The sequence below is a fragment of the Actinosynnema mirum DSM 43827 genome (assembly GCF_000023245.1).
Lineage (GTDB): Bacteria > Actinomycetota > Actinomycetes > Mycobacteriales > Pseudonocardiaceae > Actinosynnema > Actinosynnema mirum.
Map to the genome: position 1 here is coordinate 6194665 of NC_013093.1, position 20993 is coordinate 6215657.

The following is a 20993-nucleotide window of genomic DNA, read 5'->3' on the forward strand; positions in this document are numbered from 1 at the left end:
CCCCTTGCTCAGAGCTTGCCGGCGACCAGGTTGACGAGGTCGACGAGGCGGTTGGAGTAGCCCCACTCGTTGTCGTACCAGCCGACGACCTTGACCTGGTTGCCGATGACCTTGGTCAGCGGGGCGTCGTAGATGCAGGACGCCGGGTCGGTGACGATGTCGGCCGACACGATCGGGTCGGTGTTGTAGCGCAGGTAGCCCTTGAGGGAGCCCTCGGCGGCCTTCTTGAAGGCGGCGTTGACCTCGTCCACGGTGGTCTCGCGACCCACGGTGACGGTCAGGTCGGTGGCCGAGCCGGTGGGCACGGGCACGCGCAGCGCGTAGCCGTCCAGCTTGCCCTTGAGCTCGGGCAGGACCAGGCCGATCGCCTTGGCGGCGCCGGTGCTGGTGGGCACGATGTTCAGGGCGGCGGCGCGGGCGCGGCGCAGGTCGTTGTGCGGCGCGTCCTGCAGGTTCTGGTCCTGCGTGTACGCGTGGATCGTGGTCATGAGGCCACGCTCGATGGTGAACTCGTCGTGCAGCACCTTCGCCAGCGGGGCGAGGCAGTTGGTGGTGCAGGACGCGTTCGAGATGACGGTCTGGGTGCCGTCGTAGAGGCCCTCGTTGGCGCCGAACACGACGGTGAGGTCCTCGTTCTTGGCCGGGGCCGAGATGATGACCTTCTTGGCGCCGCCCTCGTCCACGTGCTTGCGGGCGGTGGTGGCGTCGGTGAAGAAGCCGGTGGACTCCACGACGACGTCGACGCCGAGGTCCTTCCAGGGCAGCTTGCCGGGGTCGCGCTCGGCGAGGGCCTTGATGGTCTTGCCGTCGACGACGATGCCCTCGTCGTTCACGCCGACCTCGGCGTCGAGGCGCCCGAGGATGGAGTCGTACTTCAGCAGGTGAGCCATCGTGTTGACGTCACCGAGGTCGTTGAAGGCCACGATCTCGATGTCGTGACCACTGGCCTGAACGGCGCGCCAGAAGTTGCGGCCGATGCGGCCGAAACCATTGACACCTACGCGAACCGTCACGGTGCGTCTCCTCGATCGTCGCTGGCGCCTCGGCGCCAGGGGGCGTGCGGTTGGGCCGCCTGCGGCAGCCATCGGCCAGCCTATCCCCAGTCCTGCGGCCCTGGCCTTATGGCCACCAGGATGTCTTTATCGAACAAGAAAATCCACTGTTACCCGCCAGTAATGACCATGTTCTCCGACAGGTCGTGACGAAGGTCCCGACCGCTCGGGGCAATACCGCCGAAACGCGGGCGAGACAGGTGGTCAGGCGGGCGGGAGCAGGGTCGCCGGTCCCGTGGGCGCTGGGGAGGCGACCCCTTCCGGAGGAGGCGCGGGGGCTGTCCGGGGGTGCGCTGGTTGGTCCTTCGGGGGTAGCGGGGTTCGGTTCACCTGGCCATCACGGCCTGGAGCACCTCCATCGCGATCGCCTCGGCCTCGGCGGCGGGGATCGGGTCGGCGAGGTAGGAGTCGCGGACCGTGCCGCCGTAGACGACCTCGTAGATGCGCACGCCCGAGACGACCTTGATGGTGACCATGTCGCCGGACCGGTCGGTCGGCCGGAGCATGACCTTGGCCCGCTCGCCGACGCCGGGCAGCTCGCGGACCTCGTCCCAGCGGCGGCCGTACTCCTCGTCGAACCAGTCGTTCCGGATGTCGGGGTAGTCGAACGCGCCCACGGTGACCTGGAGCTCCCGGTAGCCGGTGTCCGCGTCCGCGAGGGTCCGGTAGTCGCAGTTCGCGAAGTAGCTGTCGCTGCGGCCCTCGGCGCGGTTGCGGGTCTTGGCGCGCTCCAGCAGCGCGTCGGCCAGGTCGCACTCGGGGCTCATCCGGGCGCCGATCTGCGCCTGGACCCTGCCGGTGGGCGGCTCGGTGGCGATGATCGGCGGCGGGGTGATCGCCTGGACGGGCGGCAGGGTGAAGGTGATCGGCTGCTCGTCCCTCGCGCGCCGCTCGGACCCCCGGTCGGCGGAGACCGCGACGGCGAGCATGCCGAGCACCAGGACGAGCACGAACCCCACCACGGCCACGACGCCGCCGCGGTCGGCGGGCCTGGGGGGAGGCGGCGCGCCGAAGCCGGAGGGGGCGTGGCCGTGCGGGCCGGGATGCGGGGGCCGGCCCTGGTGCGGGGGCTGGCCGGGGTAGTACGGGTACTGCCCAGGGTACGGGCCGGGGTGGGGCTCGACGGGTGGCGGGGCCTGCGGGTACTGCGCGTAGACGGGCCCGTGGCCGGGGATCTGCGCGACCACGACGGGCGCGGCAGGCGCCTGCGCGGGCGCGGCCGTCACGGGCTGCTCGCCGGTCACCGGGTTCTCGTCGGGGGACTGGGGTGCGGGGGACTCGTCAGCCCTCGCGGGGGGCGTGCTCACCGGGCAATGCTCGCACCACGGCCAACCGATTTCCACGTTACCCGGAAAGCGTTTGCCACCTCACCCCGCTCCTCCCCCGCCGCACCGCGCTACCGGCCGACCACGTCCCGCGCGACGGCCGTCACGACCGCCTCGGCGACCTCGGCCAGCGCCGAGAGGAGCCGCTGATGGTGGCACCGGCGGGCGAGCGGCTCCCCCGTTCCGGGGAAAGCGTTCGCCACGTCACGCCGCCCCCTGCTTCACCGCGCTCACCTGCGGAGAAGATCACGCGCCACGGCGACGGCGATGGCGTCCGGGACCGCCCGTCAGCGCCCCAGCAGCTCCCGCGCGACCACCGTCGCGATCTCCTCGGACAGCTCGTCCGGGATCTCCGGCGACAGGAACGAGTCGGTCTCGAACCCGGCGTAGCCGATCTCGTACACGGTGCTCCCGGAGACCACCTTCAGCTGCACGCCCATGACCGAGTCCGACTCGGCGGGCTGGGCCAGCAGCTTCGCGCGCTCGCCGAGGCCCTGGACCTGGCGGACGCTGCCCCAGTCGTACACGTCGTCGTCGTACCACTCCTCCAGCTCGACGTCGTCCTCCGCCTCGTAGACGGAGACGTAGAGGTCGCGGCGGACGGAGCCGTCGATCGTGCTGATCGTGCCGTAGGAGCAGAACGCGAAGCCGAAGAACTCCTCGCTCTCGTAGCGGTTGGAGGTCCGGGCGCGCTTGAGCGTGGCGTCGCTCAGGTCGCACTCCTCGGGCATGGCCGCGTTGCGCTGCTCGCCGTGCGGCGACTTGTAGTCGAGCGGCGACTCCTCCGAGTCCAGGGGGACGTCGGTGGGGTCGAGCGGGGTCGCGGTGGCCTGGGCGCGGGACTGGGGGTCGCGCACGAGCGGGTAGCCGGCCGCCCACAAACCGCCGAGCACGACGAGGACGAGCGCGAGGACGCCGCCGAGCACCGCCGTCAGCACCCGCCCGGTCCGGAACGGGGCGGGCTGGGGTGCGGGGTGGGCCGGGTACGCGCCGGGCTGCGGGAAGCCCTGGGCGGGCGTGCCCCAACCGGGGGCGGACGAGCCGGGCGGCGGGAAACCGGCGGTCGGGAGGGCGGCCTGCGGGCCGGACTGGGGGAAACCGGCGGTCGGGAGCGCGGACTGCGGGCCGGTCCGCGGAAACCCGGTCTGTGGGAACCCGGCCTGCGGGAGCGCGGCCTGCGGGCCGGACTGGGGCGCACCGGCCTGGGGAAACCCCGCCTGCGGGAACTGGCCCTGCTGGGCGTCACCCTGCTGCGGCCCGGCCGGGAACGCCGCCGCCTGCGCCTGCGCGGCGGCCTGCGCGGCGCGCGCCTGGTCGGCCTGGGCCTGGAGGTACTCGGGGACCTGCGCGTACACCGGTGACATGCCGGGAATCCGCGCCACGACCACCGGCTGCTCGGGCACGACCGCCCCGGCGGGACCGGCCTCGGCGGGCTGGGGCGCGGCGGGGTGGGGTGGGGCGGACTCGTCGCCCGCCTCGGGGAACTCGCTCACCGGTCAATCCTCGCACCACGGGCGCGGCGTTTCCGGACGAGCCCACCACCCGACCGGTCGTCCCCCCACCGCCGTCACCCCGCGCGGCGGACCGTCCCGGTCTCGGAACGGCCCGCCGCGCGAGGGGTCACACCTCGGCTTCCAGCATGTCCGCCGTGACCGCCGACTCGGTGTCCGGCAGCCCCAGGTCGCGCGCCCGCTTGTCCGCCATGGCCAGCAGCCGCCGGATCCGCCCGGCCACCGCGTCCTTGGTCATCTGCGGCTCCGACAGCTGCCCCAGCTCCTCCAGCGACGCCTGCCGGTGCGCCAGCCGCAGCTGACCGGCCGCCGCCAGGTGGTCCGGGGCCTCCGCCCCGAGGATCTCCAGCGCCCGCTGCACCCGCGCCGCCGCCGCGACGGCCGCCCGCGCCGAGCGGCGCAGGTTGGCGTCGTCGAAGTTCGCCAGGCGGTTCGCGGTGGCCCGCACCTCGCGGCGCATCCGCCGCTCCTCCCAGGCCAGCACGCTGTCGTGCGCGCCGAGCCTGGTCAGCATCGCCCCGATGGCGTCGCCGTCCCTGATGACGACCCGCTCCGCGCCGCGCACCTCCCGCGACTTCGACCCGATGCCCATCCGCCGCGCCGCGCCGACCAGCGCCAGCGCCGCCTCGGGACCGGGGCAGGTCACCTCCAGCGACGAGGAGCGGCCCGGCTCGGTGAGGGAGCCGTGGGCCAGGAACGCGCCGCGCCACGCCGCCTCGGCGTCGCACACCCCGCCGGACACCACCGGCGCGGGCAGCCCGCGCACGGGCCGCCCCCTCGGGTCGAGCAGGCCGGTCTGCCTGGCCAGGCCCTCGCCGTCCTTGACCACGCGCACCACGAACCGCGTCCCCTTGCGCAGCCCGCTGGAGGTGATCGTGAAGACGTCGGACTGGTGCCCGTACAGCTCGTGGATCTCCCTGCGCAGCCGCCGCGCCGTGGACCCCAGGTCCAGCTCGGCCTCGACCACCACCCGGCCGCCCACGATGTGCAGCCCGCCCGCGAAGCGCAGCAGCGAGGCCACCTCCGCCCGGCGGCAGCAGGTCTTGGACACGGCCAACCTGCTCAGCTCGTCCTTGACCGCCGACGTCATCGCCACGGCTGTGGTCCTCCCCTGCTCTCGCTCTGCTCACGCTGCGTCGCACTCGACTCACGCAGCGTTGTACTGGACGGGTCGGCCCCGTCCTCCCCCGCCCCGGCCAGCGCGCGCCGGATGCTCTCGGCCAGCGCGGCCGAGTCGTGCCGGTCCGGAGCGCCGGGCACCGCGACGCCCGACAGGTGCGCCACAGCCCCCAGAGCTGCGGCGGCGCGCCTGAGCCGGTCCGGGACGGGCACCGAGTCGGCGTCCGCGACGACCGCGTCGACGCGCAGTCCGGGCGCGTGCTCGGACAGCACGTCCAGGTGCAGCTCCGGGGAGAAGCCCTCGGTTTCGCCCGGTTGGGGGACAAGGTTGAGGACCACGACCTTGCGCGCGCGGGTCCGCACGAGCGCGTCGTGCAGCTCCGGCACGAGCAGGTGCGGCAGCACGCTGGTGAACCACGAGCCGGGCCCGAGCAGCACCACGTCCGCGTCCAGCACGGCCCGCACCGCCTCCGGGCAACCGCGCGGCGGCTCGCTCGGGCGGCCGGGGCCGTGCAGCCGGATGCGCTGCACCCGACCGGGCGTGGTGGCGATCGCGACCTGCCCCCGGATGCGCCTGACCTCGTCGTCGTCCTCGTCGAGGCCCGTCACGTCGGCCTCGATCTCCAGCGGCTCGGTGCACATGGGCAGCACGGTGCCGCGCACGCCCAGCAGCCTGCCCGCCTCGCGCAGCACGGCGACCGGGTCGCCGAGCTGCTCGAGCAGGCCCGCGAGGACCAGGTTGCCGACGGCGTGGCCCGCGAGCGCGCCGGTGCCGCCGAAGCGGTGCTGGAACAGCGTGGACCACAGCGCCGACGAGGCGTCGTCGTCCGCCAGCGCCACCATGGCCTTGCGCAGGTCGCCGGGCGGCAGCAGGCCGAGCTCGCGGCGCAGCCTGCCCGACGACCCCCCGTCGTCGGCGACGGTCACCACGGCGGTGACGTCGTCGGTGAGCCTGCGCAGCGCCGTGAGCGTGGCGTGCAGCCCGTGGCCGCCGCCCAGCGCGACAGCGGACAGGCTCACTCGCGACCCAGGTCCCGGTGGACGACCTTCACGGCCATGCCGTCCTCGGTGGCGAGCCTGCCCGCCAGCTCCTCGGAGATCGCGACGCTGCGGTGCTTGCCGCCGGTGCAGCCCACGGCCAGGGTCAGGTAGCGCTTGCCCTCGCGCCGGTAGCCGGCGCCGATCAGGCGCAGCAGCTCGTGGTAGCGGTCGAGGAACTCCTCGGCGCCCTCCTGGGTGAGGACGTAGTTGCGCACCTCCCCGTCAAGGCCGGTCTGCTCGCGCAGCTCCGGGATCCAGAACGGGTTCGGCAGGAACCGCACGTCCATGACCAGGTCGGCGTCCATCGGCAGGCCGTACTTGTAGCCGAAGGACAGCACGGTGACGCGGGTGCGGGTGGCCGACTCGGTGCCGAACGTGTCCTCGATCTTGGCGCGCAGCTGGTGCACGGACAGCGCCGAGGTGTCCAGGACCAGGTCGGCCTCCTCCCGCAGCGGGGTCAGCAGCACCCGCTCGGCCTCGATGCCGTCGGCGAGCCTGCCGTCGGCCTGCATCGGGTGGCCGCGGCGGACCGACTCGAAGCGGCGGATCAGCACGTCGTCGGTGGCCTCCAGGAACAGCACCTTCGGCTTGTAGCCGCGCGCGTCCAGGTCCTTGATGACGGCGGCGAGGTCGTCGGTGAACGCGCGGCTGCGCACGTCCATGACGACCGCGACCCTGGTGATGGCTCCCCTGGCCTGCGCGCCCAGCTCCACCATGGTGGAGATCAGCTCGGGCGGCAGGTTGTCCACGACGAACCAGCCGAGGTCCTCAAGGCACTTCGCGGCGGTGGACCGGCCCGCCCCCGACAGGCCCGTCACCACCGCGACCTCGATGCCGGACTTCTCCCCGGCGGTTTCGCTCACGTTCGCTCCCCTTCGGTACCGGCCGCCGCGCCCAGTCTGGCGCGCACGGCCTCGGCGGTGCGCCGTCCCACACCGGGCACCCCGCTGATCTCCTCGATGCTCGCCTCACGCAGCTTCCGCAGTGAGCCGAAGTGCTTCAGCAGCGCCGCCTTGCGCGTCTGGCCGAGGCCGGGCACGTCGTCCAGCTCCGAGGCCGTCATGCGCTTGGACCGCTTCTGGCGGTGGTAGGCGATGGCGAACCGGTGCGCCTCGTCGCGCAGGTGCTGGAGCAGGTAGAGGGCTGTGCTGGTGCGGGGCAGGATAGTCGGGTCCGGGTCGTCCGGCAGCCACACCTCCTCCAGGCGCTTGGCGAGTCCGACGACGGCGACGTTCTCGATCCCCAGCTCGGCGAGCACGCCCGCGGCGGCCGTGGCCTGCGGTCCGGCGCCGTCCACGACCAGCAGGTTCGGCGCGTAGGCGAAGCGGCGGGGCTTGCCGGTCTCCGGGTCGATGCCGGGCTTGGCGTCGTCGCCCGCCTCGGCGGTCTCCTTCAGGTAGGCCTGGAAGCGGCGGCGCACGACCTCGGCGATGGAGGCGACGTCGCCCTCGGTGGCGGCCTCGCGCAGGGCGAAGCGGCGGTACTCGGACTTGCGCGGCAGGCCGTCCTCGAAGACCACGAGGGAGGCGACCACGTCGGTGCCCTGGGTGTGGCTGATGTCGACGCACTCGATCCGCAGCGGCGCGCTGGGCAGGTCGAGGGCGTCCTGGAGCTCCTGGAGGGCGGCGGAGCGGGCCGTGAGGTCGCCCGCGCGGCGCAGCTTGTGCTGCTGGAGCTCCTCCTTGGCGTTGCGCTCGACGGTCGCCATGAGGTCGCGCTTGTCGCCGCGCTGCGGCACCCGCAGGCCGACCTTCGTGCCGCGCAGGCCGCCCAGCCAGCGCTCCAGGGCGGGGGCGTCGTCGGGCAGCTCGGGCACGAGGACCTCGCGCGGCACCGGGGCGGCGTCCTCGGCGGCGGCGCCCGCGGCCTCGGCCTGGCCGCCGTAGAACTGGGTGAGGAAGCGGTCCACCAGGGCGGGGACGCCCTCGGAGTTCTCCCGGTCCACCACCCAGGCCCGCTGCCCGCGCACCCGGCCGCCGCGCACGTGGAAGACCTGGACGGAGACCTCCAGGTCGTCGGTGGCGAACGCGACCACGTCGGCGTCGGTGCCGTCGCCGAGCACGACGGCCTGCTTCTCGACGGCGCGGCGCAGCGCGGACAGGTCGTCGCGCAGCCGGGCGGCCCGCTCGAACTCCAGCTCCTCGGCGGCGGCGTTCATCTCGCGCTCCAGGCGGCGGACCATGCCGTCGGTGCGGCCCGCGAAGAAGTCGCAGAACTCGCCGACGATGGCCCGGTGCTCGTCCGGGGAGACCCGGCCGACGCAGGGGGCGGAGCACTTGTCGATGTAGCCGAGCAGGCAGGGGCGGCCCATCTGCTCGTGGCGCTTGAAGACGCCGCCGGTGCAGGTGCGGGCGGGGAAGACGCGCAGCAGCATGTCCAGGGTCTCGCGCAGGGCCCAGGCGTGCGGGTAGGGGCCGAAGTAGCGCACGCCCCTGCGCTGCGGGCCCCGGTAGACGTGCAGGCGCGGGATCTCCTCGTTCAGGGTCACCGCGAGCATCGGGTAGGACTTGTCGTCCTTGTAGCGGACGTTGAAGCGCGGGTCGAACTCCTTGATCCAGTTGTACTCCAGCTGGAGCGCCTCGACCTCGGTGCCGACAACGGTCCACTCGACGCTCGCGGCGGTGGTGACCATCTGGCGGGTGCGCGGGTGCAGGCCGGAGAGGTCGGCGAAGTAGGAGTTCAGCCGGGAGCGGAGGTTCTTCGCCTTGCCGACGTAGACGACCCGCCCAGTGGGGTCGCGGAACTTGTAGACACCGGGGGCCTCCGGGATGCTCCCGGCGGCGGGTCGGTAGGTCGACGGGTCGGCCACGGGACAAGACTACGTGCGGGGTCCGACAACTCTCCGGCAGGCCGGGACGGCGCAGGTCGGGGGCGTGGCACGGGGGCGGGAGCGGCTGCGGGGCGGGTGGGCGGCGCGGCGGGGGCGCGCGGGCCCGCCGACCGCCCGGTGCTGGCGGTGGGCGGGCCCGGTCGCGGCGTGCGGACGCCCGCGCGGCTGCGGCAGGCACCCGGTGGCTTGTCCTCGGCAGCTGGCCCCCGGTGAGCGGCGGCTGGTGGTTGACGCACTGCCAGCGCCCGGCAGGCGGTCGGCGGACGTTGGCCCGCGTCCCATCCCCAGCCAGGAGCCGCCCCCGTCAGCAGCCTCCCCGCTCAGGGGCCGACGTACACGACCTGGTCGCCCTGGACCGCGACCTGCACGGCGGTCAGGCCGCGCTGCGCGGGCGGGTTGGTGACCTCGCCCGTCGACGCGTCGAACCGGCTGCCGTGCGCCGGGCAGGTGATGGTGCCGTCCTTCGGGGCGCCCACCGTCTCGCCGACGTGCGGGCAGGTCGCGTCGTAGGCCTTGACCTCGCCGCCGGTGCGGACCAGGACGAGCGGCTTGCCCTTCGGGCCGTCCACGACCACGCCGCCGTTGTCGGGGACGTCCGCCAGCGCCACCAGGGACTGGCCGCCCGAGGTCGCGGAGCCGCCGGTGGCCGAGGTCGCCGGGGTGGACGCGCCGCCGGTGGTGGCGCCGCCCCCGGTCCCGGTCGAGCCGGTGGTGGGGGCGCTGCTCGACGAGCCGCCGTCGCCGCAGGCCGCCAGGCCTCCGGGGACGGCCAGCGCGACGAGCACTCCGCAGAGCACGCGCCTGCGGGAGAGGGGGCCTGGGTCGGTGGTGGTCACCTTGGTCCTCCGTCGGTCCGTGGTGGTGGGGCGGTTCGGGTTGCCCGGACCACACTCGGCACGCGCGGGGGAGGCGGCAAGTTCAGCGGTCGTCCCGACAGCCGATCAACAGGCTGAGGTGAGGTGGGGGTTAAGCGGAACGTGGTGACGGCTTGCACGTTCGAGGGGTGCTGACACTTTGCGGTGAAACAGGCTCGATGAATTGACATTCCACGCGGTTCGGAAAGCGAGCTCCGGGAAGTCCACCCGATCAGGCGAGCAGAACGTCCTGGTCCATCACCCTTACGGGGACCTCGGTGAGGTCCTGCTTCGCCGGGCCGGACCGCACCTCGCCGGTGGCGGGGTCGAACGTGCTGCCGTGCGCCAGGCACGCGACCGAGCCCCCGGTGGGCGGGTTCACGGTGGCTCCGGCGTGCGGGCAGGCCGGGTTGAAGGCCCGCAGCTCGGTCTCGGCGGGGCGGAGCAGCAGGAGTTGCCCGTCGGTGGACACGTCGACCAGCGCGCCACCGCCCACGGGCACGTCGGCCAGCGCCGCGATCCGATCACCGGGCTTGCCGCTGCCCACGCCGGGACGGCGGGTCGGCGCGCCGGGGCCGCAGGCGGTCGCGACGACGGGGGTGGTGAGCGCGAGCAGGCCGCACAGGAGGGTTCGCCGATCCACGGGAGCATTCTGCGACGGCCGTCCGGCGGGACGGGCAGGGGGCTCGGGAGCAGCCGCCAGGGCGGCGACCGCGTGACCCCCTGAACCGGCCGGAGCCGTCCGGACGGCGGCACCCGGCGGAGTGCAGTCGGAAGTCGGTCCGGCGTCAGGACGCCGGGCATCCCCCGCGCGGGGGACCACCGGCGAGTGAAGTCCGCCGGTCGCGAGCCGGTCGCGAGCCGGTCGCGAGCCGGTCGCGAGCCGGTCGCGAGCCGGTCGCGAGCCCGTCGCACGGCGGCTCGGGCGGGGGCGAAAGCACTGGTGGGACCGGGTGCGGCAGTGGGCGGGTGGCGTCGGCACCCCACCCGCCCCGTGCCCGTCGCAGGCCCCCTCCCCCGCAGGTGGGGACCGCTGGCGAGCACCTCCACCGGGGTCCCGTTCGGGTCGGGACCCCGCGGGCGCCTGCCGGTGGCGTCGCCTCACCGCCGGCAGGCCCCCGCGGCCCTGCTGGTCGACCCTCTCGCCGGTCGACCGACCGGCAGCCGGGGCTCCACCCCCGACACCGGCCAGAACCCGCTCCGCCGCGCCGTCCGCCACGACCAGCCCCGTGCCCGCCGCCGAGCACCCGCTGATCGCCCTCCCGGACCGCTCACGCACCCGCGGAGCACGCCTCGCACCCGCCGCGACCGGCGGGAAGCCCTGACCCGGACCTCCCGCTCAGCGCGTCGCGGGTCAAGCGCCCGCCGACCGCCTCCCGCCCGCCGCGCCGCTGGTGGCAGCCCTGCGACCCGCTCCCACCAGCCGCCGTCGGTCGGGCCACCGGCCACCCCGGTCCACCGGCCGGACCTCCCAGTCCCGGCCCGTCGCCGGGGCGCCCGCGGTCGGGCGCCCGGCCGTCCCCTACCGCTCGTCCTGCGCCGCCGCCGACCTGGCCAGCGCCAGCACCGCCGTGAACGGCGGGAACCAGTGCCGCGAGTGCGACGGCGGGTTCGCCCACCGGAGCGAGCCGTACCTGGTCATCGTCGGCGGCAGGGCGATGCGCTGCGGGGAGCGCACGAACTGGACCTCCGGCGGGGCCTTCAGGTGGGTCGGCAGGAGCGCGACCAGCTCCGCGAGGAAGATCCAGTGCTCCCTCGGCCCCGGTATCACCGTGACCGGCCCGGCCAGCATCCTCGCCTTCAGGTCGGCCAGGACCCTGGAGCCGATTCTCGCGGGCATGGCCAGCGCGGTGGTCGCCGGTCCCAGCGGGAGGAACACGCCCTGCTCGGTCACGGACACCTTCCAGCCGAGCAGCCGGTAGCCCGCGATCGCCTCTCCCAGCGCCTGCTGGTGCGCGCGGTCGCGCGGTCGCGGGCGCGGGTTCGTGCTGTGTGCGGTGGTGGTGACGGTCATCGGCGGAGGCCCCTCCCCGGTCGGGTGGTCGTAGGTCTGGTGGGCTGTGCGGCGAGGGGGGTTGCCCCCCGCCCCGTACACACGCAGAGTGGGTCCAACCGGGAGCAGTCACCACACCACGCCCGGATCGGTTTGATGCACCGCATGAATGGCCCCCATCCACCACACGGCGTCACCAGCCCCTGGCCAGGACCACCACACGCCTTTATGCACGAAATGCATGGACTCGTGGTGACGGTTCCCTATGCTGGTGGCCACGCTCAGTGACGGGAGCGAGCCGATGGAAGCGAACGGACGAAGAGCCACCAGCACCAGGCGCGCGTGCCCGTCCTGCGGGGCGCTGATAGCCGCCGACAACTCGGACCGGCTCTGCCACCGGTGCAGGCGCAACGCGCGCGCCGACATCTACGGGCCCCCCGCCCTGACCGAAGAGTTCTGGGACCACCCCGTGCTGGCCTCCGCGTTCGCGGCCAGGGACATGGGGGCGGTCCTGGCCGCCTACCGGCACCACCCGCAGCACGTCAGCCGGATCACCCAGGACCGCATGGCCACCTGGCTGGGAATCAGCCAGGCGCAGCTGTCGCGGTACGAGACCGGCGAGAACCCGATCGACCGGATCGAGCGACTGCGCCACTTCGCGCGCGCCCTGAGCATCCCCGGCGACCGGCTGTGGTTCGACCGCGTCGGCATTCCCAGCCAGGCGGCCCCCGAACGCGGGGCGCCGCCCGATGTGCTCGTCGCAGCGTGGGACGCGTCGAGCATAGCCAGATCGGTCGAGGAAACGGCGAGGAGCGACTTGGCGATCAGCAGACGGGCGGCGCTCACCGGAGCAGCCGCCGTCACGATGGGCCCCACGCTGGTGGAGCCGCTGCAGCGGTGGTTGCACCCGCTGCAGCCGCTCACCAGGTGGTCGTCCAGCGCGGCGATCAGCGAGGAGGAGCTGGCCGCACTGCAGCACGTCGCCGACGGGTTGCGCGGCTGGGGCGGTCGGGGCGGGTACGGGTTGGCGCGCAAGGCGGTGCTGGGCCAGCTGGAGGAGCTGGCCGAGCGGCTGACCAGGGCCCCGGCGGGACCGACGACGGAGCGGGCGTTCTTCATCGGCGCCGAGCTGTCGAAGGTCGCGGCGAGCATGTCGTGGGACGCGGGGATGCACGACGCGGCCCAGCGGTACTACGTGCTCGGCGTGCGCATGGCCAAGGCCGGGCACAACGACGCGTTCGCGGCGCTGTGCCTGGCCGCGATGGCCAGGCAGATGTTCGACCTGGGGCGGCCCGAGGACGGCCTGGACCTGGTGCAGCTGGCCCAGTACGGGACCCGCCGCAAGGCCACGCCGACCCTGCAGGCGCTGCTGCTGACCAGGGAGGCGTGGGCGTACGCGCAGCTCGGCAGGGTCAAGGAGTTCCACCGGGCGGTGGGCCAGGCGCAGGACAGCTTCGCCCAGCGCGAGCACGGTTCCGAGCCCTGGTGGTTGCAGAGCTTCGACGAGGCGGAGTTGGAAGGGGTGATCGGGGCCCGGCTGCGGGACCTGGCGGCGCACGACCCGAGCCAGGCGCTGCTGGCCGAGAAGCACATCCTGCGGGCGCTGGAGCTGCGCGACCCGGCGCGGGTGCGCAACCGGGCGTTCGACGTGATCGGTCTGGCCCGCACCAAGATGGCGGCTGGCGATCCGGAGGCCGCCTGCGGTTTGATCCAACAGGTCCTGCCCACCGCGGTCGGCCTGGCTTCCGGCCGGGTCGTGCGCAAGCTGCAGGACTTCGCGAAGGAGGCGGAGCGGCACCGGGAACTCCCGCTGGTGCGCGACACCCGCGAGGCGATCCGGGGAGTGCGGACGGCCTGATGCGGGTTGGGATCACCGGGCACAGCAATCTGGCGCCCGAATGCGTCGACGAGGTGGGCGCGGGGATCCGCGCGGCACTGGACGCGGCACTGGAGGACGAGGCGGCGGGCGGGTCATCCCTGGTGGGGGTGACCTGCCTGGCCGCCGGAGCCGACCAGCTGTTCGCGCGGGTGGTGCTGGGGATGGGCGGGGAGGTGGAGGTGGTGCTCCCCGCGGCGGACTACCGGGACAAGATAAAACCGCACAACCTGGCGGAGTACGACGAGCTGCTGGGGCGGGCGACGGTGGTCAGCGTGCTGCCCAACGAGGTGTCCGGGCGGTACGCGTACGTGATGGCCAACGAGCGGATGCTGGCGAGCGTCGACTTCGTGGTCGCGGTGTGGGACGGGCTGCCCTCGGGCGGCAAGGGCGGCACCGGGGACGTGGTCGAGCACGCGGTGGCGTCCGGGGTGCCGGTGGTCGTGGTGTGGCCGCCCGGCGCGCGCCGGAAGTCGTGAGCCGGGGGCGGAGCTGGTGAACCAGGACCGTTCCTGACCTGGTTCACCGCCACACTGGGACGCGTGTTGGAGACCTCCGCGCGTTTGCTCAGGCTGCTGTCGCTGCTCCAGGTCCGCCGCGAGTGGAGCGGGCCGGAGCTGGCCGGGAGGCTCGGCGTCGGGGTGCGCACGGTGCGCCGCGACGTCGACAAGCTCCGGTCGCTCGGCTACCCGGTGTCCTCGCTGCCCGGCGCGGCGGGCGGCTACCAGCTGGGCGCGGGTGCCGAGCTGCCGCCGCTGCTGCTGGACGACGAGGAGGCCGTCGCGGTCGCCATCGGCCTGCGCACGGCGGCGGGCGGCACGGTGCACGGCATCGAGGAGAGCTCGGTGCGGGCGCTGGCGAAGCTGGAGCAGGTGCTGCCGTCGCGGCTGCGCAGGCGGGTGGCGGCGCTGCAGCGGCACACCGTGTCGCTGGCCGCGCCCGCCGTGCGGGTGGACGCCAACGCGCTCGCGGTGATCGCCGGGGCCTGCCGGGACGCGCAGCGGCTGCGGTTCGGGTACCGGGGCAAGGACGGGGCCGGGTCGCGTCGGCACGTGGAGCCGTTCGGGCTGGCCCACACCGGGTGGCGCTGGTACCTGGTGGCGTGGGACGTGGACCGGGCGGACTGGCGCACGTTCCGGGTCGACCGGTTCGAGGGCGAGCCCGCGCTGGGCGGGCGGTTCCCGCGCCGGGAGGCCCCGGCGGAGGACCTGGTGGCGTACGTGTCGGAGCAGCTGGCGGTGGCCCCCTACGAGCACCGGGCCGAGCTGGTGGTGCACGCGCCGCACGAGGAGGTCGCGGCGCGGGTGTCGCGGACCTCGGTGAGCATCACGCCGATCGACGAGCGCACCACGCGGGTCGTGATGGGGGCGTCGTCGGTGGTGGAGCTGGGGATGTGGGTGGGGGTGCTCGGGTTCGAGTTCACGCTGGTGGGCTCGCCCGAGCTCGCCCAGCACCTGCGGGTGCTGGGCGAGCGGTTCGGCCGGGCGGTCGGCTGAGGCGGGTCAGCGCCACCACTCGGCGAGGGACTTGCCGATCGCGGTGAACCGCGCCTCGTCGAGCGGCAGGGTCCTCCGGCCCGCGCCGACGCGCTCGCGGAAGCCGTTCCCGTCGTCCCGGAAGTCCGGGCTGCCGAAGCTGCGCTGGGAGAGCAGCAGGCGCCAGCCGGTCGGGGAGTAGATCCGCAGGTTCATGACCAGGGAGTCGTGCGGCTGCCGGACCGAGGCGTCGTGGTACTGGATGACGGCGCCGTTGTCCAGGGTGATCCGGCGGGGCGGGGCGCAGCCCTCCACGTCGACCAGGTCCTGGTCGGCCATCTGCGTCGGGGTGAGGCGCTCCGTCCGGTGCATCCCCGCGCTGAGGCGGACGCTGCCCACCCCCTCGGCGTCGGACAGGTCGGTGATGTTCGCGTAGGTCTCCCCGTAGCCCCGCTGCCGCTCGGGCAGCGCGTACTGGGTGACCTCCCCGACCCGGAGGTCTCCCGCGTTGTCCAGGAGCGCTTGCCTCAGCGCTCCGACCAGCTCGTCGTAGAGCGGCTGGGGGCTGGAGGTCTCGAACCAGACCACGTTGGTGTTCCCCTCGCACCGCGCCGGGGCGCTGACCTCCCAGCTGTCGGGCGCCGGGTAGTGGTTCGAGGTGCTGGTCTGCTTCTCGCCGGGCAGCTCCACGCGCGGCCACCGCTCGTCCGGGGTGGTGGAGGGCGCGGTGGTGACCGTGGACAGCGCCGGGTTCGCCGGGGAGGGCGGCTGGGCGATGCCCTTGAGCGAGCCGATGCCCAGCGCCGCGCCGCCGACCAGGGCGAACGTCGCCGCCACCGCGCCGGTGCGGTGCAGCAGGACCCGGCGGCGGCCCCGGCGCAGGACCTCGTCCAACCCGGTCGCGGGCCGGGGGTCCGGGCCGTCGACCTCGGCGCGCAGCGCGGCGCGCAGCTCGTCGTCTTCCCACATCACGTGCGCTCCCTGGGGTGTGCGCGGGGGAAGGCGCGGCGGAGCGCCTCCAGGCCGCGCGAGGTCTGGCTCTTGACCGTGCCCTGCGTGCAGCCCATGGTCTGGGCCACCTGCTCCACGGACAGGTCGTGGACGAACCGGAGCACGATCACCGCGCGCTGGCGCGGCGGCAGCTCCTGCAGGGCGGGGATCAGGTTCTGGCGGTGCTCGGCGGACTCGGTGTCCGGGGGCACCGGGCGTTCGGGCGGCTCCGCCACGGCCTGCTCGCGGCCCCGTCTGCGCCGCCGGGTGTCCAGGAAGACCCTGGTCACGACCGTGCGCAGGTACGCCTCGGCGGTCTCGCTGCGGACCCTGGCCCACGCGGAGTACACGCGCACGAACGCGTTCTGGGTGATCTCCTCCGCGTCCGACCAGTTGCCGCACATCGCGTAGGCGGTGCGGCGGGCCTGATCGAAGTGCCCGGTGTAGAACCGGGTGAACTCCTCGTCGCGTTTCAACTCTCGGCCCTTCGTCTCGCGGTCACCGCTTCTACGCGTTCACGAGGTCGGGGGTTGACGGCGCGACGGACATTTCCAGCGGGCGGAGGGCGTCGGGGCGGCCGGACCGGGTGCGGCCCGACCGCCCGTGGAGGCGCCCCGTGCGGAAGGGGATCAGCGCGGGGTGCCTGCCAGGCGGTAGGCGGCCGAGCCGATCAGCTCCAGGGACACCTGCAGGCGCTCCTGGCTCACGTTGGCCGCGATCGTGTCCTCGGGGGTGTGGTACAGCGGCTCCAGCTCGGCCGGGCCGCCCTCGCCGCGCCAGCTGAAGTTGGCCGCCGCGATGCCGCGCTCGTGGAACGGCACGTGGTCGCTGCTGCCGCGCTGCACCGGGCCGTGCACGCGGGAGCTGTAGCCGAGCCTGCCCGCCGCCGCCGCGACCTGGGAGGTGGTGCTGTTGTTCCCGCCGTCCACGGACAGCAGCCAGTAGGCGGTCGCGGGGCCGTGGCTGGTGGCGACCATGTCGTTCTGGAACACGCCCCGGATGCGGGCCGCCTCCACGTCGGTGAGCTGGTCGACGTAGTGCCGGGAGCCGATGAGCCCCTGCTCCTCCGAGCCCCACAGGGCGAAGCGGAGCGCCTTGTGGGTGGGCAGGTGCCGCAGGACACGGGCCAGTTCGAGGGCCAGGACGGTGCCGCTGCCGTCGTCGTTGGCGCCCGGCGAGCCGATCACGGTGTCGTAGTGGGCGGTGACCATGACGACGCCGGTGTCGCGGCCGGGGAGCAGGCCGGGGCGCTCGGCGATGACGTTGTACGAGGTCAGGTTCGCGTGCAGCGCCGTGGTCACGGTCAGCGGCACGGGGCCGCCGAGCGCGCGCAGCCGCTCCACGTGGACCTGGGCGAGGCCGAGCACCGGGACGGTGACGGTGGTGGGCAGGGTCGGGGAGAACGCGCCGGCCTTGCCCGCGCCCGCCGCGTTCACCCGGCCGAGGAGGACGGCCGCCGCTCCCCTGGCGACCAGGTCGGCCGGGATCGGGGACCCGGTGGGGACGTTGACCAGCAGGGCGACCCTGCCGGTGAGGTCGGCGGGCAGGTCGGTCCCCGCGCCGAGGTCCACGAGGACGCCGGAGGCGGTGGCGTCGAGCGCGCCGAACCGGGAGGCGCCCGCGTCCCAGGTGCCCGCGCCCGCCGGGGTGAGCGTGGAGAGGTACTTGTCCGCGACCGGGAACGGTTGGAGCTCCACGCGGTAGTTCAGGTCGGTCAGGACCTGGGCGAGGTAGTCGCGGGCCCGGTGCTCGGAGGTGGTGCCGCCGATGCGCTGCCCGATGCGCTCGCTGAGCACCCGCAGGTGGTTCAGCGCCTCGCCCGCGCGCACCCGAGACACCACGGGGAGGTCGGCCAGCGCCAGGTCCGGGGCGGCCGAGGCGCCCGGCCGCTGCTCTCGGGCAGCGGCCAGGGCCGCTCCGGGGTTCAGGCCGGCGACGACCACACCTGCCGCCGCGGCCATCAGGACGTCACGTCTGCGCATGGGGCTCCCCACGGGTTCGAGTCGATCACCCGAACGTAGGGAGCCCGTGCCGCGCCGACAAGGGCCCCGCAGGCGGACCACCCGGTTCGCCTGCGGAACCACTCAGCGGGTGGCCGCCTTGTGCAGCTCGCGCAGCGCGCGCACGGCCGCGACGGCGTGCTCGCGGTCGACGGCCTGCACGGCCATGATCGACACGTACTCGTCCTCGGGGAACTCCAGCCGCGCCCACGGCGCGCCGTCCGGGAACGACACCTTCAGCACGTCGGCCCAGGCGAACTTGTACGAGGTCACCGGGTTGCGCACCTCGACGCCCTCGGCGTCGGCGCGCACCCTCGGCCGGGCCAGCAGCAGCACGGCGCCCGCCAGCACGACGCCCAGCAGCGCCATCGCGATCTGGTCGGAGGTCCGGAAGATCACCCCGGTGGGGGTGTCGCCGAGCAGCCAGCCGACCACCGCGAACACCACCACCAGCAGCGCGGCGGACGCGTACGCGACCGTGCGGATCTTCTTCGGCCGGAACTGGACCGCCGGGACCTCCTGCGCCACCCGCTCCGCCGCCTTCCCTGCCACCGCGCTCACCCTGACCCCTCGTTGACGGCACGCAGCACCAGCGCCGCCTCCAGCGCGGCCACCGCCGCCTCGTGCCCCTTGTCCTCGACCGAGCCGTCGAACCCGGCCCTGGCCACCGCCTGCTCCTCGGTGTCGCAGGTCAGCACGCCGTTGCCGACCGGGGTGGACTCGTCCAGCGCCACCCTGGTCAACCCGGCCGTGACCGCGTCGCACACGTACTCGAAGTGCGGGGTCCCGCCCCGCACGACCACGCCCAGCGCGACGACCGCGTCGTGGGTGCGGGCCAGCGCCTGCGCCACGACGGGCAGCTCCACCGCGCCCGCGACCCGCACGACCGTCCTCGCCGTCGCGCCCGCCAGCTCGGTGGCGGCCACCGCCCGCTCCACGAGCCGGTCGGTGATCCTGCCGTGCCACCGGGTCGCCACGACCGCGAGGCTGAGCCCCGCCGCGTCCGGGACCTCGGCGGCGGGACGGCCCTCGCCGCTCATTCCACGCCCTCCGTGCCGCTGGTGATCGGTTCCTCGGGGTCCAGCTGGAGCTCGTGCCCCATCCGGTCCCGCTTGGTGCGCAGGTAGCGCAGGTTCTCGGGGTTCGGCGACACCGGCAGCGGCACCCGGTCGGCCACGCGCAGCCCGTAGCCCTCCAGGCCGACCCGCTTGGCCGGGTTGTTGGTGAGCAGCCGCATCGACCGGACGCCCAGGTCGACGAGGATCTGCGCGCCGGTGCCGTAGTCGCGGGCGTCGGCGGGCAGGCCCAGGTCGAGGTTGGCGTCGACGGTGTCCGCGCCCGCGTCCTGCAGCTGGTACGCCTGGAGCTTGTGCACCAGGCCGATGCCCCGGCCCTCGTGCCCGCGCATGTACAGCACGACGCCCCGGCCCTCGGCGGCCACGGCGGCGAGCGCCGCGTCCAGCTGGGGGCCGCAGTCGCAGCGCAGCGAGCCGAGGACGTCGCCGGTCAGGCACTCGGAGTGCACCCGGACCAGCACCTCCTCGCCGTCGCCGACCTCGCCGCACACCAGCGCGACGTGCTCGATGCCGTCGACCTTGCTGTCGTAGCCGTAGGCGCGGAACACGCCGTGCGCGGTGGGGATGCGGGCCTCGGCGACCCGCTGCACCTGCACCTCGACGCGCCTGCGGTAGGCGACCAGGTCGGCGATGGTGATCAGCGCCAGGTCGTGCTCGGCGGCGAACACCTCCAGCTCCTCGCGCTGCGCCATGTCGCCCTCGTCCTTCTGCGACACGATCTCGCAGAGCACGCCGACCGGGGCGAGGCCCGCCAGGCGCGAGAGGTCGACGGCGGCCTCGGTGTGGCCGGTGCGGCGCAGGACGCCGCCGTCGCGGGCGCGCAGCGGGACCACGTGGCCGGGGCGGGTGAAGTGGGCGGGGGTGGCGGTGGCGTCGGCGAGCAGGCGGATGGTGCGGGCCCGGTCGGCGGCGGAGATGCCGGTGGTGCCGCCCTGCTTGGCGTCGACCGTGACGGCGTACGCGGTGCCGCGCTCGTCCTGGTTGGTGTGGTACATCGGCGGCAGGTCGAGGCGGACGCAGTCGGCCTCGGTGAGGGACACGCAGATGTAGCCGGAGGTGTGCCTGACCATGAAGGCGACCAGCTCGGGGGTGGCCTTCTCAGCGGCGAAGATCAGGTCGCCCTCGTTCTCGCGGTCCTCGTCGTCCACGACGATGACCGGGCGGCCCGCGGCGACGTCCGCGACGGCGCGCTCGATGTCGGCGAAGCGGTTCACCCGGCGGTCCCGGCGCTCTCGGCGGTCCCGGCGCTCTCGGCGGGCAGGTGCGGGAGGGCGAGCTTCTCGACGTACTTGGCCAGCACGTCGACCTCCAGGTTCACCGGGTCGCCCGGCTGGCGGCGGCCGAGGGTGGTGGCCTCCAGGGTGGCCGGGATGAGGCTCACGCTGAACGAGTCGGCGGTGACGTCCACGACGGTCAGGGACACGCCGTCGACGGTGATGGAGCCCTTCTCCACGAGGTAGCGGGCGAGCCTGGCGGGCAGGGAGAAGCGCACCAGCTCCCAGTGCTCGGAGGGCTCCCTGGACAGCACGACGCCGGTGCCGTCCACGTGGCCCTGCACGATGTGGCCGCCGAGGCGCTGGCCGACGGCGGCGGCGCGCTCCAGGTTGACCCGGTCGCCGCCCGCGACCTTGGCCAGGCTGGAGCGGACCAGGGTCTCGCGCATGACGTCGGCGGTGAACGCGCCGTCCACGACGTCGACGACGGTGAGGCAGACGCCGTTCACGGCGATGGAGTCGCCGTGCTTCGCGTCACCGGTCACCAGCGGACCAGAGATGGTCACGCGCGCCGCGTCCGGCAGGTCGGTCACCTCGACGACCTCGCCCAGCTCCTCCACGATCCCGGTGAACACAG

General features: G+C 74.2%; 21 protein-coding genes. 3 read left to right on the plus strand and 18 right to left on the minus strand.

From position 1 onward, the window contains the following. Positions 1-8: 8 nt before the first annotated feature. The 11 genes from gap to AMIR_RS25830 all read right to left on the minus strand — a co-directional run bounded on the left by gap (position 9) and on the right by AMIR_RS25830 (position 11746). Positions 9-1013, minus strand: coding sequence for a type I glyceraldehyde-3-phosphate dehydrogenase (gene gap / locus AMIR_RS25785; RefSeq protein WP_015803906.1), 1005 nt, complete (start codon positions 1011-1013; stop codon positions 9-11). A gap of 365 nt (positions 1014-1378) precedes the next feature. After that, complete coding sequence (locus tag AMIR_RS25790; RefSeq protein ID WP_015803907.1) at positions 1379-2359, minus strand: hypothetical protein; 981 nt, start codon at positions 2357-2359, stop codon at positions 1379-1381. Between the two features lie 89 nt (positions 2360-2448). Continuing rightward, entirely contained in the window at positions 2449-2580 is a 132-nt protein-coding gene (locus AMIR_RS42905) for a hypothetical protein (protein ID WP_015803908.1), read from the minus strand. A gap of 84 nt (positions 2581-2664) precedes the next feature. Continuing rightward, entirely contained in the window at positions 2665-3870 is a 1206-nt protein-coding gene (locus tag AMIR_RS25795) for a hypothetical protein (protein WP_015803909.1), read from the minus strand. Positions 3871-3997: 127 nt separating this feature from the next. Next, positions 3998-4984 carry a DNA-binding protein WhiA gene (whiA, locus tag AMIR_RS25800; RefSeq protein WP_015803910.1) on the minus strand — a complete coding sequence of 329 codons (987 nt, stop codon included), beginning with the start codon at positions 4982-4984 and terminating at the stop codon, positions 3998-4000. Then, positions 4975-6021 (minus strand): gluconeogenesis factor YvcK family protein, encoded by a 1047-nt coding sequence (locus AMIR_RS25805; protein ID WP_084799267.1) that lies wholly within the window; start codon positions 6019-6021, stop codon positions 4975-4977. Before AMIR_RS25805 ends, whiA begins: the two co-directional genes overlap by 10 nt. 2 nt (positions 6022-6023) lie before the next feature. Further along, positions 6024-6881: an RNase adapter RapZ gene (gene rapZ, locus AMIR_RS25810; protein ID WP_049797187.1), complete on the minus strand. Its 858-nt coding sequence runs from the start codon at positions 6879-6881 to the stop codon at positions 6024-6026. A gap of 26 nt (positions 6882-6907) precedes the next feature. After that, the gene (gene uvrC, locus AMIR_RS25815) at positions 6908-8857 is read right to left on the minus strand and encodes an excinuclease ABC subunit UvrC (protein WP_015803913.1); all 1950 of its coding nucleotides are present in this window, start codon (positions 8855-8857) and stop codon (positions 6908-6910) included. Positions 8858-9198: 341 nt separating this feature from the next. After that, positions 9199-9714 carry a Rieske (2Fe-2S) protein gene (locus AMIR_RS25820; protein WP_015803914.1) on the minus strand — a complete coding sequence of 172 codons (516 nt, stop codon included), beginning with the start codon at positions 9712-9714 and terminating at the stop codon, positions 9199-9201. Positions 9715-9964: 250 nt separating this feature from the next. Continuing rightward, positions 9965-10375: a Rieske (2Fe-2S) protein gene (locus AMIR_RS25825; protein WP_015803915.1), complete on the minus strand. Its 411-nt coding sequence runs from the start codon at positions 10373-10375 to the stop codon at positions 9965-9967. Positions 10376-11254: 879 nt separating this feature from the next. After that, positions 11255-11746 carry a hypothetical protein gene (locus AMIR_RS25830; protein ID WP_015803916.1) on the minus strand — a complete coding sequence of 164 codons (492 nt, stop codon included), beginning with the start codon at positions 11744-11746 and terminating at the stop codon, positions 11255-11257. A 244-nt stretch (positions 11747-11990) separates the two neighbouring features. Between AMIR_RS25830 and AMIR_RS25835 the strand changes: the two genes are divergently transcribed. From AMIR_RS25835 to AMIR_RS25845, 3 genes are all read left to right on the plus strand, one after another. Continuing rightward, positions 11991-13583, plus strand: coding sequence for a helix-turn-helix domain-containing protein (locus AMIR_RS25835; RefSeq protein ID WP_015803917.1), 1593 nt, complete (start codon positions 11991-11993; stop codon positions 13581-13583). Next, entirely contained in the window at positions 13583-14080 is a 498-nt protein-coding gene (locus AMIR_RS25840; protein ID WP_015803918.1) for a hypothetical protein, read from the plus strand. Before AMIR_RS25835 ends, AMIR_RS25840 begins: the two co-directional genes overlap by 1 nt. Before the next feature lie 63 nt (positions 14081-14143). Next, positions 14144-15097, plus strand: a complete 954-nt coding sequence (locus AMIR_RS25845; RefSeq protein ID WP_015803919.1) for a helix-turn-helix transcriptional regulator — start codon at positions 14144-14146, stop codon at positions 15095-15097. A gap of 6 nt (positions 15098-15103) precedes the next feature. Here the strand turns inward: AMIR_RS25845 and AMIR_RS25850 are convergent, their stop codons facing one another. The 7 genes from AMIR_RS25850 to AMIR_RS25880 all read right to left on the minus strand — a co-directional run bounded on the left by AMIR_RS25850 (position 15104) and on the right by AMIR_RS25880 (position 20991). Beyond that, positions 15104-16048 carry a hypothetical protein gene (locus AMIR_RS25850; protein WP_041837024.1) on the minus strand — a complete coding sequence of 315 codons (945 nt, stop codon included), beginning with the start codon at positions 16046-16048 and terminating at the stop codon, positions 15104-15106. Further along, positions 16045-16542 carry a SigE family RNA polymerase sigma factor gene (locus tag AMIR_RS25855; RefSeq protein WP_015803921.1) on the minus strand — a complete coding sequence of 166 codons (498 nt, stop codon included), beginning with the start codon at positions 16540-16542 and terminating at the stop codon, positions 16045-16047. The genes AMIR_RS25850 and AMIR_RS25855 overlap by 4 nt, the downstream gene beginning before the upstream one ends. Before the next feature lie 153 nt (positions 16543-16695). Then, entirely contained in the window at positions 16696-18048 is a 1353-nt protein-coding gene (locus AMIR_RS25860; RefSeq protein ID WP_015803922.1) for a M28 family peptidase, read from the minus strand. A 102-nt stretch (positions 18049-18150) separates the two neighbouring features. Continuing rightward, entirely contained in the window at positions 18151-18627 is a 477-nt protein-coding gene (locus AMIR_RS25865; RefSeq protein WP_015803923.1) for a PH domain-containing protein, read from the minus strand. After that, positions 18624-19106: a 6,7-dimethyl-8-ribityllumazine synthase gene (gene ribH / locus AMIR_RS25870; protein WP_015803924.1), complete on the minus strand. Its 483-nt coding sequence runs from the start codon at positions 19104-19106 to the stop codon at positions 18624-18626. The genes AMIR_RS25865 and ribH overlap by 4 nt, the downstream gene beginning before the upstream one ends. Beyond that, positions 19103-20356 (minus strand): bifunctional 3,4-dihydroxy-2-butanone-4-phosphate synthase/GTP cyclohydrolase II, encoded by a 1254-nt coding sequence (locus tag AMIR_RS25875; RefSeq protein ID WP_015803925.1) that lies wholly within the window; start codon positions 20354-20356, stop codon positions 19103-19105. The genes ribH and AMIR_RS25875 overlap by 4 nt, the downstream gene beginning before the upstream one ends. After that, positions 20353-20991 carry a riboflavin synthase gene (locus AMIR_RS25880; RefSeq protein WP_015803926.1) on the minus strand — a complete coding sequence of 213 codons (639 nt, stop codon included), beginning with the start codon at positions 20989-20991 and terminating at the stop codon, positions 20353-20355. Before AMIR_RS25880 ends, AMIR_RS25875 begins: the two co-directional genes overlap by 4 nt. Positions 20992-20993 lie beyond the last annotated feature (2 nt).

Excerpts from the sequence above, each read along its gene's own strand:
- AMIR_RS25830 (WP_015803916.1), bottom strand. The coding sequence starts at position 11,746 with ATGACCGTCACCACCACCGCACACAGCACGAACCCGCGCCCGCGACCG.
- AMIR_RS25835 (WP_015803917.1), top strand. The coding sequence starts at position 11,991 with ATGCTGGTGGCCACGCTCAGTGACGGGAGCGAGCCGATGGAAGCGAAC.
- AMIR_RS25840 (WP_015803918.1), top strand. The coding sequence starts at position 13,583 with ATGCGGGTTGGGATCACCGGGCACAGCAATCTGGCGCCCGAATGCGTC.
- AMIR_RS25860 (WP_015803922.1), bottom strand. The coding sequence starts at position 18,048 with ATGCGCAGACGTGACGTCCTGATGGCCGCGGCGGCAGGTGTGGTCGTC.
- ribH (WP_015803924.1), bottom strand. The coding sequence starts at position 19,106 with ATGAGCGGCGAGGGCCGTCCCGCCGCCGAGGTCCCGGACGCGGCGGGG.